This window comes from Sphingomonas sp. NPDC019816, assembly GCF_050274375.1.
Lineage (GTDB): Bacteria > Pseudomonadota > Alphaproteobacteria > Sphingomonadales > Sphingomonadaceae > Sphingomonas.
In genome coordinates, this window is record NZ_JBNNOB010000096.1 from 1 (window position 1) to 14,987 (window position 14,987).

At 66.2% G+C, this 14,987-nt stretch carries 12 protein-coding genes and 1 tRNA gene; 7 read left to right on the forward strand and 6 right to left on the reverse strand.

Annotation, left to right across the window (positions count from 1 at the left end):
• Positions 1-172 precede the first annotated feature (172 nt).
• Genes ACQKJZ_RS13505 through ACQKJZ_RS13515 form a run of 3 tightly spaced genes read left to right on the forward strand, consistent with a single transcriptional unit; the run spans position 173 to position 3,389 of the window.
• Positions 173-1,666, forward strand: coding sequence for a circularly permuted type 2 ATP-grasp protein (locus ACQKJZ_RS13505; protein WP_427731518.1), 1,494 nt, complete (start codon positions 173-175; stop codon positions 1,664-1,666).
• Entirely contained in the window at positions 1,666-2,601 is a 936-nt protein-coding gene (locus ACQKJZ_RS13510) for an alpha-E domain-containing protein (protein WP_427731520.1), read from the forward strand. The genes ACQKJZ_RS13505 and ACQKJZ_RS13510 overlap by 1 nt, the downstream gene beginning before the upstream one ends.
• A complete protein-coding gene (locus ACQKJZ_RS13515) occupies positions 2,601-3,389 on the forward strand; it encodes a transglutaminase family protein (RefSeq protein ID WP_427731522.1) in 789 nt (262 codons plus the stop codon). Before ACQKJZ_RS13510 ends, ACQKJZ_RS13515 begins: the two co-directional genes overlap by 1 nt.
• A 159-nt stretch (positions 3,390-3,548) precedes the next feature.
• On the opposite strand, the gene ACQKJZ_RS13520 is transcribed toward ACQKJZ_RS13515, so the two are convergent.
• Both ACQKJZ_RS13520 and ACQKJZ_RS13525 read right to left on the reverse strand, forming a co-directional pair.
• Positions 3,549-4,346: an arginyltransferase gene (locus tag ACQKJZ_RS13520; RefSeq protein WP_427731524.1), complete on the reverse strand. Its 798-nt coding sequence runs from the start codon at positions 4,344-4,346 to the stop codon at positions 3,549-3,551.
• Between the two features lie 143 nt (positions 4,347-4,489).
• Positions 4,490-5,713: a threonine ammonia-lyase gene (locus ACQKJZ_RS13525; RefSeq protein WP_427731535.1), complete on the reverse strand. Its 1,224-nt coding sequence runs from the start codon at positions 5,711-5,713 to the stop codon at positions 4,490-4,492.
• Positions 5,714-6,183: 470 nt separating this feature from the next.
• On the opposite strand from ACQKJZ_RS13525, the gene ACQKJZ_RS13530 reads away from it, so the two are divergent.
• The 3 genes from ACQKJZ_RS13530 (at position 6,184) to ACQKJZ_RS13540 (ending at position 8,760) form a co-directional block, all read left to right on the forward strand.
• Entirely contained in the window at positions 6,184-8,106 is a 1,923-nt protein-coding gene (locus ACQKJZ_RS13530; RefSeq protein WP_312488103.1) for a potassium transporter Kup, read from the forward strand.
• A gap of 17 nt (positions 8,107-8,123) precedes the next feature.
• Positions 8,124-8,627 carry a 2'-5' RNA ligase family protein gene (locus ACQKJZ_RS13535; protein ID WP_427731537.1) on the forward strand — a complete coding sequence of 168 codons (504 nt, stop codon included), beginning with the start codon at positions 8,124-8,126 and terminating at the stop codon, positions 8,625-8,627.
• 56 nt (positions 8,628-8,683) lie between these two features.
• Positions 8,684-8,760, forward strand: a tRNA-Met gene (locus ACQKJZ_RS13540).
• 17 nt (positions 8,761-8,777) lie between these two features.
• On the opposite strand, the gene ACQKJZ_RS13545 is transcribed toward ACQKJZ_RS13540, so the two are convergent.
• From ACQKJZ_RS13545 to ACQKJZ_RS13560, 4 genes are all read right to left on the reverse strand, one after another.
• Positions 8,778-10,052, reverse strand: a complete 1,275-nt coding sequence (locus tag ACQKJZ_RS13545; protein ID WP_427731526.1) for a hypothetical protein — start codon at positions 10,050-10,052, stop codon at positions 8,778-8,780.
• A 74-nt stretch (positions 10,053-10,126) separates the two neighbouring features.
• Positions 10,127-10,933 carry a formate dehydrogenase accessory sulfurtransferase FdhD gene (gene fdhD / locus ACQKJZ_RS13550; RefSeq protein WP_427731528.1) on the reverse strand — a complete coding sequence of 269 codons (807 nt, stop codon included), beginning with the start codon at positions 10,931-10,933 and terminating at the stop codon, positions 10,127-10,129.
• A 7-nt stretch (positions 10,934-10,940) separates the two neighbouring features.
• Positions 10,941-11,447, reverse strand: a complete 507-nt coding sequence (gene mobA, locus ACQKJZ_RS13555; RefSeq protein ID WP_312488109.1) for a molybdenum cofactor guanylyltransferase — start codon at positions 11,445-11,447, stop codon at positions 10,941-10,943.
• Positions 11,444-13,732 carry an FdhF/YdeP family oxidoreductase gene (locus tag ACQKJZ_RS13560; protein WP_427731531.1) on the reverse strand — a complete coding sequence of 763 codons (2,289 nt, stop codon included), beginning with the start codon at positions 13,730-13,732 and terminating at the stop codon, positions 11,444-11,446. Before ACQKJZ_RS13560 ends, mobA begins: the two co-directional genes overlap by 4 nt.
• Before the next feature lie 122 nt (positions 13,733-13,854).
• Here ACQKJZ_RS13560 and trxB point away from each other — a divergent pair, with 122 nt between their 5' ends.
• Entirely contained in the window at positions 13,855-14,823 is a 969-nt protein-coding gene (gene trxB, locus ACQKJZ_RS13565) for a thioredoxin-disulfide reductase (protein ID WP_427731533.1), read from the forward strand.
• Positions 14,824-14,987 lie beyond the last annotated feature (164 nt).

Genomic DNA, 14,987 nt, shown 5'->3' on the forward strand with positions numbered 1-14,987 from the left:
GACCCAGCACATGCTTGAAGTTACCCTCGACATCTTCCTCGCCAGAAAGCGATTGCAGAGTCCAAAGTAAACACTCCCCCTTGCAGGGGAGGAATTCTTTGCCGCCCCCTTGTGCACCCCCATCATGCGGTGCAGCATGGAACCCGGCCGACAGGGGGAGCGTAACAACCGGATGGGGACTATCGCCGCGTTCGACGAAATCATGGGGGGGCTGGACGCTGCGGCGCCGCGCCCCGAACTGGCCGCCTTGCAACGCTGGCTCGATCACACACCGGACACCGAACTACGCCGCCGCCAGCAATCGGCCGAGGCGACCTTCCGCCAGCTGGGCATCACCTTCGCGGTCTATGGCGAGAGCGACGCGGCCGAGCGGATCATCCCGTTCGACATCGTGCCGCGCGTCTTCCTGCATGACGAATGGGCGCGCCTGTCCGAGGGGCTGGTACAGCGGGTCGAGGCGATCAACGCCTTTCTCGACGACATTTACGGCGAGCGGAAGATCCTGCGCGACGGCATCCTGCCGCCCGACCTGATCTTCGGCAATCCGCAGTTCCGCCCCGAGATCGCAGGGATGCGCCCGCCGCACGGCGTCTGGGCGCATATCTGCGGCATCGACCTGGTCCGCACCGGGCCGGACGATTTCTTCGTGCTGGAGGACAATGCCCGCACCCCCTCGGGCGTCAGCTATATGCTGGAGAATCGCGAGGCGATGCTGCGGCTGTGCCCCGAGCTGTTCCGCCAGTTCCGGGTGGCCGCCGTCGACAGCTATCCCGACCGGTTGCTCGCCACGATGAAATCGGTCGCGCCGCATGGCGTGGGCGAGCCGACCTGCGTCGTGCTGACCCCGGGTCATTACAATTCGGCTTATTACGAACATAGTTTCCTGGCGGATTCGATGGGGGTCGAGCTGGTCGAGGCGGCCGACCTCGTCGTCGATGACGACATCGTCTGGATGCGCACCATCGCGGGGCGGGTGAAGGTCGATGTCATCTATCGCCGCGTCGATGACGACTTTCTCGATCCGCTGGTCTTCCGCCCCGATTCGATGCTGGGTGTGCCGGGGCTGATCGCGGCCTATGCGGCGGGCAATGTCGCCATCCTCAACGCGCCGGGCAATGGCATCGCCGACGACAAGGCGATCTACAGCTATATGCCCGACATCGTTCGCTATTATTCGGGTGCCGAGCCCAAGCTGAAGAATGTCGACACCTGGCGCTGTCGCGAGCCGGAATCGCTGGCTTATGTCCTCGACCATCTGAGCGAGCTGGTGGTCAAGCTGGTCGACGGATCGGGCGGCTATGGCATGCTGGTCGGTCCCACCGCGACCAAGGCGCAGATCGAGCATTTCCGCGCCGCGCTCATTGCCGAGCCGCATCGCTATATCGCGCAGCCGACGCTGGCGCTGTCGACCGTGCCGACGCTGGTCGAGAGCGGAGTCGCGCCGCGCCATGTCGATTTCCGCCCCTTCGTCCTGACGGGCAGCAACGGGGTGGAGGTGACGCCGGGCGGCCTGACCCGCGTCGCGCTGCGCGAGGGCTCGCTGGTCGTCAATTCCAGCCAGGGCGGGGGCACCAAGGACAGCTTCGTCCTGATGCCGCCCGAGCCGGACAATTGGGTGCAGACCCAGACCCAGATGTCGCAAATCCAGATGCAGGGGGACCGCTGATGCTGTCGCGGACCGCGTCCTCGCTCTACTGGCTGGGGCGCTATTTCGAACGGGCGGATTTCATCGCCCGGCTGGTCGAGGCGACGGTGCGGCTGGATGTCCTGTCGCCGCGTTCGGCCGGGCTGGCCGCTTGGGGATCGGCGCTGACCGTCACCGATACCGCCAGCGCCTTTGCCGAGGGCGGGCGCGAGTTGCGGCGGCGCGAGGTCGCGCGCTTCCTGACCGTCGAGACCTGTCACCCCGGCTCGATCGTCCGCTGCATCGACATGGCGCGCACCAATGCGCGCGCGGTGCGCACCGCGCTGACCCGCGAGGCATGGAGCGCGATCAACCGCGCCTGGCTGCATTTCGAGGCGCGGCCCGCCGCCGACGATCCGCCTGCGGTGCTGAGCCTGGTCGAGGCGGTGAAGAACGAGACGCGCGGTTTCGAGGGCGCGGTCCACCGCATGCTGCGCAACCAGACGACATGGTTCATCCGGCTGGGCCAGGCGGTGGAGCGCGCGGACAATACCGCACGGCTGCTCGACGTGAAATATCACATTCTGCTGCCGGCGGGCGAGCGGATCGGCGGCGTCGTCGATCGCGACCAGTGGACGACGATCCTCCAGACCGTTTCCGCCGTCACCGCCTATCGCTGGCTCTATTCGGACGGGCTGAAGCCCTCGAACGTCATCGACTTGCTGATCGCGCGTGCCGAACTGCCGCGCAGCCTGGCGGCGTCGGTCGAGGAAACGGTGGACGTGCTGGGGCAGCTTGCCCGGCGAACGGGGCAGCATGGGGAGGCGGATCGAATGGCGAGAGTGCGTGCGAACCGGATGAGCAAGACCCGCTCGGGCGATGTGATCGCGGGCGGGCTCCACCAATATCTCGAAGCCTTCATTCTGGAGAATGCCCAGCTGCACGGCGCGATCGGCCGCCAGTTCAAGTTCGCCTGATGCGCATCGCCATCGAGCACCAGATCGTCCACCGGCCGACGCTGCGGGGCAGGGCCGTGGTCCAGATGCTGCGGCTGACGCCCGACAATAGCGATGACCAGACGGTCGCGCATTGGCGGATCGATGTCGATTGCGACGCGCGGATGCGCTCGGGCCGCGACGGGTTCGGCAATGCGGTGACGATGTTGTATGTCGAGGAGCGGGTGGACGCCGTGACGATCACCGTCACCGGCGACGTCCTGACCAGCGACGGGCATGGCATCGTTCGCGGTACCAACGAGACGTTGCCGCCCGCACTCTATTTGCGCGGCACGGCCGCCACCGCCGCGACCGAGGCGATCGTCGCCTTCGTGGGCGAGGCGGTCCGCGACTGCTATGGTCCGCTGGCGATGCTGCACGCCCTGAACGTGACGATCCATCGCCGTTTCGCCAACGACGGCCAGGCGGCGGCTGGACTGCTGGGTTCGGAGGAGGCCGGGCCGTGTGACCTGGCGCATCTGTTCTGCACCGGCGCGCGGTCGCTCGGGATACCGGCGCGGTTCGTATCGGGCTTCGTGGCGCAGGCGGATGCGGAGGCGGCGCGCCCGCATTGCTGGGCGGAGGCGCATGTCGAGGAGATCGGCTGGATCGGCTTCGATCCCGCGATCGGCCTGTCCCTGACCGACACGCATGTCCGCGTCGCCGTCGCACTGGATGCCGCAGGGGCCGCGCCGGTCGCCGGCGAGGCGTGGGGCGACACGATGCCGTTGACGGAAGCGGGTCAATGGAGCGTCAAGCCCCTCCCCTGATGGGTAGGGGACGGGGGTGGGGCGTATTCCCAAGCGCTCCGCCTGTTGAGAGGCCCCACCCCAACCCCTCCCCTGGAGGGGAGGGGCTAGTTTAGATATGCATTGTCATCGCGCTTTGACGGAAGGGGTTGGGAAGAGGCCCTGTCCCCATCTCCGCGTCTATTCTTCGCCCGCCTCGATCGCGGTCTCGACGGCGGGTGGACCGCCGACATCGGGGCTGTCGGGGTGGAGCAGCGACCAGCCGCGCGGGCCGAGCGCCTCTAGCGGCTGGTACCGCGTCTTGTACGTCATGCGCGGCGATCCCTTCACCCAATAGCCCAGATAGACATAGGGAAGCTCGGCCGCACGGGCGCGCAGGATATGATCCATGATGATGAAGTTGCCCAGGCCCGGGCGGCTTTCATCCTCGGTCTCGAAAAAGCTGTAGATCATCGACAGGCCATCGCCCTGCCGATCGGTCAGGCACGCGCCCAGCAGCCGTCCGCGCTGGCCATCCGGGCCGGTCGGCTCGCGATATTCGACCACGACGGACTGGACGGGGGACAGCTCGACCATGTCGGCATAATCGCTCTCGTCCATTGCCGCCATGCCGCCGCCGGGATGCCGGCGGCCCAGATAACGACGCAGCAGCTCGAACTGCTCGGCGGTCGCCCAGGGTTGGCAGGCGGTGACCTCCAGATCGGCATGACGGCGCAGCAGCTTGCGCTGCGACCCGTTGGGGCGGAACCCGTCGGCGACGACCCGGACCGACACGCAGGCGGTGCAGCCCGCGCAGGACGGGCGATAGGCGACGCCCTGGCTTCGGCGGAAGCCGATGCGGCTCAGCGCCTCGTTGAGTTCGTCGGCATGCTCACCGTTCAGTTCGGTGAATACCTTGCGCTCCTCCCGCCCCTGCAGATAGGGGCAGGGGGCCGGGCTGGTGACGAAAAAGCGCGGAAAACGAAAAGGCGCGGTCACCGCCTGGAATTTCCTTCGGGATTTGAGAACCGGGCCTTCTTAACGAATTTCCCGGCCATGGGCATGGTTTAGCGCTGTACGGAAACGGGACGATTTCTTCGCGGCCGTGGGGAAGGGCCGCGACGCCCGGTTCCGTCGGGGCGTCAGGCCAGTTCCACCTGGGTCGTCTCATAACCGGCGGCGCGTAGCGCCTCGATCAGGCGGTGGAGGTGAAGCGCATCGCGCGTCTCACACTCGATGTCGGTGATCAGGCCCTTGGCCGGCAGGGTGGTAAAGACCCGCTGGTGATACACCTCGATGATGTTGACCCGCTCGCGATCGAAGATGCGCGCGACGTTGAACAGCGCGCCCGGCTGGTCCTGCAAGCGGATGCGCAGGCGCGCCAGCCGCCCCGAGCGCGCCAGATCGCGCAGCAATACGTTGGCGAGCAGGCGGGTGTCGATATTGCCGCCGCACAGCACGATGCCGACCGTCTTGCCGCGAAAGCGTTCGGGATGCGACATCAGCGCGGCGAGCCCGGCCGCGCCCGCGCCCTCGACCACCGTCTTCTCGATCTGGAGGAGCGCGCTGACCGATTCCTCCAGATGACGTTCGTCGACCAGCAGAATTTCGCGGACCAGCGCGGCCACCATCTGCGAGGTCAGGCCACCGGGTTGCTTGACCGCGATACCCTCGGCCAGCGTGTCGCCCGCGCAGGGCAGGCTGGTGCCGTTCAGCCGGTTGTACATCGACGGGAACAGCTCGGCCTGGACGCCGACGACCTCGACCGGCTTGTCCGCCGCCGCCGCGACCGTCGCCATGCCGGAGATCAGCCCGCCGCCGCCGATCGGCACGATCAGCGTGTCGATGTCCGGTGCGTCCGCCAGCATTTCCAGGGCGACGGTGCCCTGGCCGGCGATCACGCGCGGGTCGTCGAACGGGTGGACGAAGGTATAGCCGCGTTCCGCCTCCAACACGCGGGCATGGGCATAGGCGGCGTCGAAGGTATCGCCCTCCAGCACCACGGTGGCACCGTGCCCTTCGGTCTGCACGACCTTCACGATCGGCGTCGTGCGCGGCATCACGATGGTAGCGGGCACCCCCAGCCGGTTGGCGTGATAGGCCAGCCCCTGCGCATGATTGCCCGCCGAGGCGGCGATGACGCCCTGGGCCCGCGCCTCGTCGGACAGTTGCAGCAGCGTGTTGAGCGCGCCGCGTTCCTTGTAGGCGGCGGTGAACTGAAGATTTTCGAACTTGAGGTAAACGGTGGCCCCGGTCAGCTTCGACAGGGTGCGGCTGATCATCGTCGGCGTGCGGACGATCCGGTCCGAAATCCGGGCATGCGCGGCACGGACATCGTCGATCGTGACGATGGGTGCGGCCTGCATGGGTGCGGCGGACGGGGTTACCGGAGCGGCCTCTTGGGCGGAACGACTGACCATCACCCGGCCCTAGCCGATCGGGGGGCGGAGGTGAACCGTTTCGGCTGTGAGATTGTGTTGCAAGGATGATGTCGCTATCCACTTAGCGGGGCGATCCTTTTTCTCCCCTCCCGCAGGCGGGAGGGGTTGGGGGAGGGCAAGGAGTCTCACCGAGACCATCGCCCGTGGCTTTCCCTCCCCCATCCCCTCCCGCCTGCGGGAGGGGCGTGCTTGGGGTAAGCGCTTGGTGCCTTTAGCTGCCGACCTCGTGTTGCAACATCGCATCGCCCCGACCACCAAAATGCCCTCGCCGCGAAACAAGCCCCCTGTGTCCGCGTTGCTGGCCTTTTGGGGCCATGCTAGGGGGCGGCGATGATCGAAGGGTTGCCACGGATAGTGCCGATAGTCCCGCCCATCGCCGGCTCGGCGACCTCGCGATGAGCGTCGCACCCACCGGGATCGCGACGACCGCGTCCGAGGACCTGCATCACCAGCATCACCAGAACGGTGTGGCGCGGCTGGCGCTGGGCGCGATCGGCGTCGTGTTCGGCGATATCGGCACCAGTCCGATCTACGCCTTTCGCGAAACCTTCGCCAACCCGCACCATCCGCTGCCGCTCGACACCGCGCATATCCTGGGTGTCGTCAGCCTGATCTTCTGGTCGATGATGATCGTCGTGTCGGTCAAATATGTCGCGATCATCATGCGCGCCGACAACAAGGGCGAGGGGGGCAGCCTGGCGCTGCTCGCGCTGGTGTCCGGGCAGACCAAGACGCGACGCTGGTCGCGCGGGATCATCCTGCTCGGCGTGTTCGCCACCGCCTTATTCTATGGCGACAGCATGATCACGCCCGCCGTCACCGTGCTCGGCGCGGTGGAGGGCCTGGCCGTCGCGGCGCCCGCCTTTGGCAGCTTCGTGTTGCCGATCGCCATCACCATCCTCGTCATCCTGTTCAAGATCCAGCGATCGGGGACCGAGCGGGTCGGCCTGTTCTTCGGGCCCGTCATGCTCCTCTATTTCGCGACCATCGCGGTGCTGGGCGTCATCAGCTTCGTCGAGACGCCCGGCATCCTGCGCGCGCTGTCACCGCATTATGCGGTGCAGTTCTTCCTGATCGATCCGGTACGCGGCTTCCTGGCGCTCGGCTCGGTGGTGCTGGCGGTGACGGGGGCCGAGGCGCTCTATGCCGATATGGGGCATTTCGGGCGGCGGCCGATCGGTCTGTCCTGGCTGTGCTTCGTGCTGCCGGCGCTGATGCTCAACTATATGGGGCAGGGCGCGCTGCTGTTCCGCGAGGGCGCGGCCGCGCTCGAAAGCCCCTTCTACATGCTGGCGCCCGAGGGGTTGCAGCTGCCGCTCGTCATCCTGGCGACCGCGGCGGCGGTCATCGCCAGCCAGGCGGTGATCACCGGCGCCTTCTCGGTCACCCAACAGGCGATCCAGCTGGGCTTCATGCCGCGCCTGCGCATCGAACACACTTCGGCCGCGACCGCCGGACAAATCTACATCCCGCTCATCAACTGGATGTTGATGGTGATGGTGATCCTGCTGGTGCTGTTTTTCCGTTCCTCGTCCAACCTGACCTCGGCTTACGGGATCGCGGTGACGGGGGCGATGCTGATCGACACCTGCCTGCTGGGCGTGGCGCTGACCCGGTTGTGGAAATGGCCGACATTCGCCGCCGTGCCGCTGCTGACCCTGTTCTTCGTGGTCGACGGTGCCTATTTCCTCGCCAACCTGACGAAGGTGCCCGCGGGCGGCTGGTTCCCGCTGCTGGTCGGTTTCATCATTTTCACCTTCCTCACGACCTGGTCGACGGGCCGCAAGCTGATGATGCAGCGACTGCGGGAAGGGACGATGCCGATTCCGATCTTCATCGAATCCGCCGCCAACGCCGCCAGCCGCGTGTCGGGCACGGCGATCTTCATGACCTCCACGCCCGACGGCGTGCCGCACGCGCTGCTCCACAACCTTAAGCACAACAAGGTGCTGCACGAGCGGATCATCCTGCTGACCGTCAAGATCATGAGCCAGCCCTATTGGCCCGAGGCCGACCGCGCCAAGCTCGACGATCTGGGGCATGGCTTCCACCGTCTCGTCCTGCGTTTCGGCTTCATGGAGGAGGCGGACGTGCCGGCCGCGCTGAAGCGCGTCGAGGTGGAGGGGGGCGTGTTCAAGATGATGGACACCAGCTTCTTCCTGTCGCGCCAGACCCTGCTGGCGGCGGAGCGCCCCGGCATGTCGGTCTGGCGCGAAAAGCTGTTCTCCTGGATGCTGAGGAACGCCGAAAGCGCGATGGAATTCTTCCGCCTGCCGACCAACCGCGTGGTCGAGCTGGGCAGTCAGGTGGAAATCTGAGCGCGCGGCCCGCCTCCATCCCGGCCCCCATCATCGTCACCGCCCTGTTCGGCCGCGCCGATCAGGGCTGGTTCGACGGTCTGCGACGACAGCATTTTCCCCCCGAGCGCAACGTGCTGGACGCGCATTGCACGCTGTTCCACCATCTGCCGCCCAGCGCCGAGGCGGAGCTGAAGCATCGTCTCAACGGGCTGACGCGCGGCGTGCGCGCGCCCGAGACGAAGGCGGCGGGCCTGATGTCGCTGGGCCGGGGCGTGGCGATCCGCATCGAATCGCCCGGCCTCGTCGCGATCCGGCGCGAACTGGTCGACGCCTTTGCCGGTATGCTGACCCCGCAGGACGCGGGCGGATGGCGCCCGCACGTCACGATCCAGAACAAGGTGACCCCCGCCACCGCCAAGCTGCTCCTCCAGCAGATGGAGCGCGATTTCCGTCCCCGACCGGTCGAACTGATCGGCCTGGGTGCCTGGTGGTATCGCGGCGGCCCTTGGGAAATGATTTCGCGTCATTTGTTCGCTTGACGCCCGAAAAACCCCTGTCTATAGGCGCGCCTCCACCGGGTGGAACGCCACGGCATGGCGAAGTAGCTCAGCTGGTTAGAGCAGCGGAATCATAATCCGCGTGTCGGGGGTTCAAGTCCCTCCTTCGCTACCACCCGGTGTATTTTCTTTTTATTTCGACGATCCTGCCACCATGGCCCCGTTGCCCTGTGTGACGAAGCGGATCGGGACGTTCGGTACCATCAGCACAGGAACCGGCTTGCCCGCCTCGACCAGCACCTGGTCCAGTGGAACGGTATCGTCGGACGCGTCGGCGGCAAAGACCTGGATCAGCCGGGCTCCCCTTTGGGGCAGAAGGTCCCTGGGGATGGCGCGTGGCCGTCCACCAAGGTTTGCCGGCCAGTCGGGACGTCCCTTCACGTAACGGCGAGGGGGATGGACGATCTGAAGGTCGACGCTGTCCTCCGCAGAACCAAGAATCATCGGTCGGTCGCCCTCGAAAAAGACCACAGGCTTGCCGTGAAGGCGCGGGGCGGCGACCTGCAATGCGGGACGGGCATTAGAGGCGAGTTCGCTAAGTCTGGTCTGGTCGATCGTCAGCGGGTCGATGCCCGACATCTGCTTCAGGCGCTGCGCCATCATGGCGTATTCCGGCTTTTTCGCGCCGCCCTCTAAAACATGACCATGCCCGACATGGATGAGCAGCCTAGCGGTTGGATGAGCGCGCAGAAAGGCCATCACGTTTTCGGCCTGGGCCTGTTCGCGCTCGGGCACGCCGCCCTCGGGCGTCTGCTGCGCGGCAGTCTGTTCGTAGCCGATCGGGCGATAGCCCAGCGCCAAGGCGCCGCGCACATAATTCGCGAAGACTGGATCGAGCGTATACATGCCAAGCGAGCGGCGCACGATCCGGTCCTGCGCCAGCCGCTCGGCCGGGGTAGGGCCGCCGGGACTTTCGGGATTGTTGCCGAACGCCTCGGCGGCTAGCACGTCATAGCCGAGCGGACGGAGCGCGCGGGCGACCTGCCAGGCAAAGGCGCGGTCGCGCGGGCTGTAATGGGCCTCGTTCAGGATGACGATTCGCGTGGTCTTCGCCCGCGCAACGATCTCGGCGATGGCATCGCGCGGTTCGGCGGCGGCGATGCGTGTCGCCCAACTCGGGTCGGGCGCACCGAAACGACCAGCGCGGTCATAGACGATCGGGTCGACCTCGTTGGTGACGAACGGCGTAAATTGCGACCAATATTGAAACAGCATCTTATCCTTCACTGATCCATCAGGGGCGAAGGTGGCCGCGGTCAGCAGCGCGTTGGTGTCCCAATATCGCCCCGCGCGGACGAGGGCATCGGCTTTCTGCATGTCACTGGTGAACGGAATGTCCTGCGCCATCGCGTATGCGGAGCCTAGACAGAGCGCGGCTAGGCTCCACAGGATGTTCTTTGCCGTCACCGCACGTCTCCCGAAAGCCGTATTTGGGGCAGCTTATCAGCGGCCGTGACAGCCGCAATGGCGGGCGTCACGCGTCAGGCAAAACGTCCATGCGGGTCATGCGCGACCAGCATCGCGTCGGGGCGGGCGAGTGCGATCAGGGTCAGGCCGTGGGTGCGGGCGTGGTCGATCGCCAGGCTGGTCGGTGCGGAAATGCCGACCAGCAATCCGACACCGGCGATCAGCGCCTTGTCGACCATCTCATAGCTGATTCGCGACGTGACGAGGATGAAATCCGCCCCCGGATGCGGCTGGCGCGCCAACGCGCCCACCAGCTTGTCCAGCGCATTGTGGCGCCCGACATCCTCCGCACTGGCGAGAACCGCGCCAAGCGGGGTGCAGGCGATGGCGGCATGCACCGCACCCGTTCGCGCATTGAGCGGCTGATGCGCGCGCAGATCGCCCAGTACGGCGAACAGCGTCTCGACGGACGCGCGCGGGGCGGGGGGGCGGTTCGCCACCGGTCGCGCGATCTGTTCCAGTCCTGACAGACCGCACAGGCCGCAACTGGTGTCGCTGGTCCGGTGGCGCACCCGGTCGCGGATGCGGCCGCGCACGCGTTCGGCCAGCGCGATGCGGACGATCCACCCCGCCTCGGCGGCGAAGGGTTCGATGTCGAGGATGTCGTTGGCACCATCGATCAGCCGCTCGGTCAGCAGGAAGCCGGTAGCGAAATCCTCCAGCCGCTCGGGCGTCATCATCATGACGGCATAGCCGAAGCCGTCCACCTCGATCGCGACCGGACATTCGACCGCGACCATCCGTTCGATCTCGCCATGCCCGCCATCCGATGTCAGGCGGCCGAGCGTCAGCAGCCGCGCCGGCGCGTGCGAGACGCTCACGACAGCCTCACAGCGCCGCGAGGTCGGCGGGGGTGTTCACATTGGCGATCGGCTGAGGCGAAGCGATGGGAATGGCACCGATGGCACGGACCCATCCGCGCATCGACCGGTCACGGCCGAGCGACAGATGCGCCATCAGATGCGCGCCCAGCGCGGCGGGCCACAGGCCCAGCACGGGCGCGTCCTGGCAATAGCTGGGTTCCCGCCGCATCAGCGCCTCGATCAACCCGTCGGGCAGCCGGGGCATGTCGCAGCCGATGGTCAACACGCAGCGAAAACCATGCGCGGCGGCATAGTCGAGCGCGCCGGCGATCCCGCCCAGCGGCCCCAGACCGGGCTCGGGCTGGTCGGGGATACCGTCCGCACCGCCGACCTGGATCACCTCCGCGCAATAGGGGCGGATCGCCGCACGCGCATGCGATGCCAGGCTGTCCTCGCCCAGCATCGCAAAGGCCTTGTTCGACCCGAACCGGGAGGATCGTCCCCCGGTCAGCACGGCACCCAATATGCTCATACCGGGACGCGCACCTTCACCGGCACCGACTTGCCGGCGGGCACATGGCTTTCCAGCGCATGATGCTCCAGCGGGATCAGATAGTTGAGCTCGGGATAATAGCCGCCGATACAGCCCTCGGGGATGTTGTATTCCACCACCCGCAGGCCGTCGACCACACGCTCCTCACCGTCGCCGGCATCGCTTTCCAAAGCGATGGTCTGGCCATCGGCAAGGCCCAGCTTCGCGATGTCCGCCTTGTTCATCATCGCGACCATCCGCGTGCCGCTGATCCCCCGGAAGCGATCGTCATAGCCATAGATGGTGGTGTTGAACTGGTCGTTGGAGCGCAGCGTGATGAGGCGCATCCGCCCCTCGGCCGGTTCGATGCCCGAGGCGTCCATGGCACGCGGCACGTTGAACTCGGCCTTGCCGCTTTCGGTTTCCCATTTGCGGTGCGCGGCCGGATTGCCTTTCCAGAAGCCGCCCGGCTCGAACAGGCGTTCGTTGAAGTTGGCGAACTTGTCGGGATAGACATTCTCGATCGCCGTGCGGACCAGGCCGTAATCGCCGACCCATTCGTCCCACGGCACATTGGGATTGGGCTCCAGCACCGCCTTGGCGATGCCAGCGACGATCGCGGGTTCGGACAGCAGGGTATCGGCGGCGGGCGTCGCCTTGCCGACCGAGCCATAGATATGGCTGAACGAATCCTCCATCGACACCGCCTGACGGCCACCCGCCTGCATGTCGGTTTCCAACCGGCCGAGGCAGGGGAGGATATAGCTCTCCTCGCCGGGCACCAGATGGCTCTTGTTGAGCTTGGTGGCGATGTGGACGGTGATGGGGAGCCTGGCCCAGGCTTCCTTCATCTTGGCGTGTTCGGGCGTCGCGCGCAGGAAGTTGCCGCCGAGCTGGACGAAGCCTTGGGCGGTGCCGGCGATGATCTGGCGGCAGGCTTCGACCGTGTCCCAGCCATTCTCGGTCGGCGGCTCGAATTCGAACAGTTCCTTCAGTCGCTCGACGGGGGCGAGTTCGGTCTTCTCGGTAATGCCGACGGTGCGCTGGCCCTGCACGTTGCTGTGCCCGCGCACCGGCCCCGGCCCCGCGCCCTCGCGCCCGATATTGCCGCGCAGGAGCAGCAGGTTGACGATCATGTGCAGCGCATCGATGCCATAGCGGTGCTGGGTGATGCCCATGCCGTAGACCGCGATGACGCGTTCGGACTTCATATAGACGCGCGCCGCCTGCTCGATCGCATCGCGGGTCAGGCCCGAATCGCGGATGATCTCGCTCCACGCGGCATTGCGGCAGTAATTGGCGAAATCCTCGAACCGCGTCGTGTGCTGCTCGATGAAATGATGGTCGAGGATGCGCTGGCCGCCCGTGGCGATGGCGCGGTCGTCCTCCTCGATCACCAGCTTGCAGATGCCGGTCAGCGCGGCGATGTCGCCGCCGGCCTTCACCTGATGATATTGGCTGGAGATGTCGGTCGAGCTGCCGGTCAGCATCTGCACCGGGTTCTGCGGCGAGGCGAAGCGCTCCCAGCCGCGCTCCCGCAGTGGGTTGAAGGTCACGATCTCCACCCCGCGCTTGGCGCAGGCCTGGAGATTGTGGAGCATGCGCGGTGCGTTGGTCGCGACATTCTGTCCGAAGGAGAAGATCGCGTCGCACTTGTCATAATCCTCCATCTGGATCGTCGCGACGGGCGATCCGATGGCGGACTTCAGGCCGACCGAGGTCGTCTCGTGACACATGTTCGAGCTGTCGGGCAGGTTCTGCTGCCCCCAGAGCCGCGCGAACAGCGAATACATGAACGAGGTTTCGAGGGAGGCCCGGCCCGAGGCGTAGAGCACCACCTTGGTCGGATCGCAGCTCTTCAGCTTGGCGCCGATCGCAGCGAAGGCGTCGTCCCAGCTGACCGCGACATATTTGTCCGAAGCGCGATCATAGCGCATCGGATGGGTCAGGCGGCCGGCCTGTTCCAGATCATGGTCGGGCCATGTCTCCAGCTCGGCAACGGTGTGCTTGGCGAAGAAATCCGGCGTCACGCGAAGCGAGCTGAGTTCCCACGCGGTCGCCTTCGCGCCGTTCTCGCAGAATTCGGCGACATGCGGCTTGGCCGGCTTGCCCCAGGCGCAGCTGACGCACATCACGCCGCCGGGCTTGTTCTGGCGGCGCAGCGTATCGAGCGTCTCCGGCCCCAGTCCTTCCTTTGGAAGAACCTTGGCCATGCCCTTCATCGAGCCCCAGCCGCCGGCGGGGGCGGTATATTCGGTGATCTTCACGTCGTCATCGTCGCGCATCGGGCAAACCTCCACTTGCAACGGCTAACGAAGCAGCGGCGGATTCGCCGCATGAGAAGCGGTTCATTTTTGTGACCGTCGCGACTATCTAGGGCGCGAACAGGCTTTCTCAGGACGACGACATGACCACCCATTCCACCCGTATGCTCATCCTCGGTTCCGGCCCGGCCGGATTGTCGGCCGCCATCTACGGCGCGCGCGCGGGGATGAAGCCTATCGTGGTGCAGGGGATTCAGCCCGGCGGTCAGCTGACGACGACGACCGATGTCGAGAATTATCCCGGCTTCGCCGACGTCATCCAGGGGCCCTGGCTGATGGAACAGATGCAGAAACAGGCCGAGCATGTCGGTGCGCGGATGATGTGGGACACGATCACGGAAGTCGACCTGACCAACCGTCCGTTCCGCCTGATCGGCGACGGCGGCGACGTCTATGAGGGCGAAGTGCTGGTCATCGCGACGGGCGCGCAGGCCAAGTGGCTGGGCCTGGACAGCGAGGACGCAATGAAGGGCAAGGGCGTGTCGGCCTGCGCGACCTGCGACGGCTTCTTCTATCGCGGCAAGAAGGTCGCGGTGATCGGCGGCGGCAATACGGCGGTCGAGGAGGCGCTGTACCTGACCAACCATTCGGACGACGTGACGCTGATCCATCGCCGCGATTCGCTACGCGCCGAGCGCATCCTGCAGGAGCGGCTGTTCGCGCACCCGAATGTGAAGGTGCTGTGGAACAAGGAGGTTCGCGAGTTCGTCGACGGCGGCGGCAATGCGGGCCTGGTCGCGCTCGATCTGGTCGATACGGTGACGGGCGAGCATAGCCGCCTGGATGTCGAGGGCGGCTTCGTCGCGATCGGCCATCACCCGGCGACCGAGTTGTTCCGGGGGCATCTGGAGCTGGACTCGGACGGCTATATCGCGGTCGAGACGGGCTCGACGCGCACCAACGTGCCGGGCGTCTTCGCGTGCGGCGACGTGGCCGACAAGGTGTACCGTCAGGCGGTGACGGCGGCGGGCACCGGCTGCATGGCGGCACTCGACGCCGAGCGGTTCTTGGCGGCGGCCGAGTTCGAGGACATGGCCAAGGCGGCGGAATAATCGGTTCACTTTTTCAAAAGCCCCTCTCCTTAAGGGGAGGGTTGGGGTGGGGCCTATCCACCGGCGTTACGCTTGCCGAACCGCCCCACCCCCGGCCCCTCCCCTGAAGGGGAGGGGAGAGACTCGCGAAAGTCTATGCGAGCTAACACCCTGATTTAGATCGA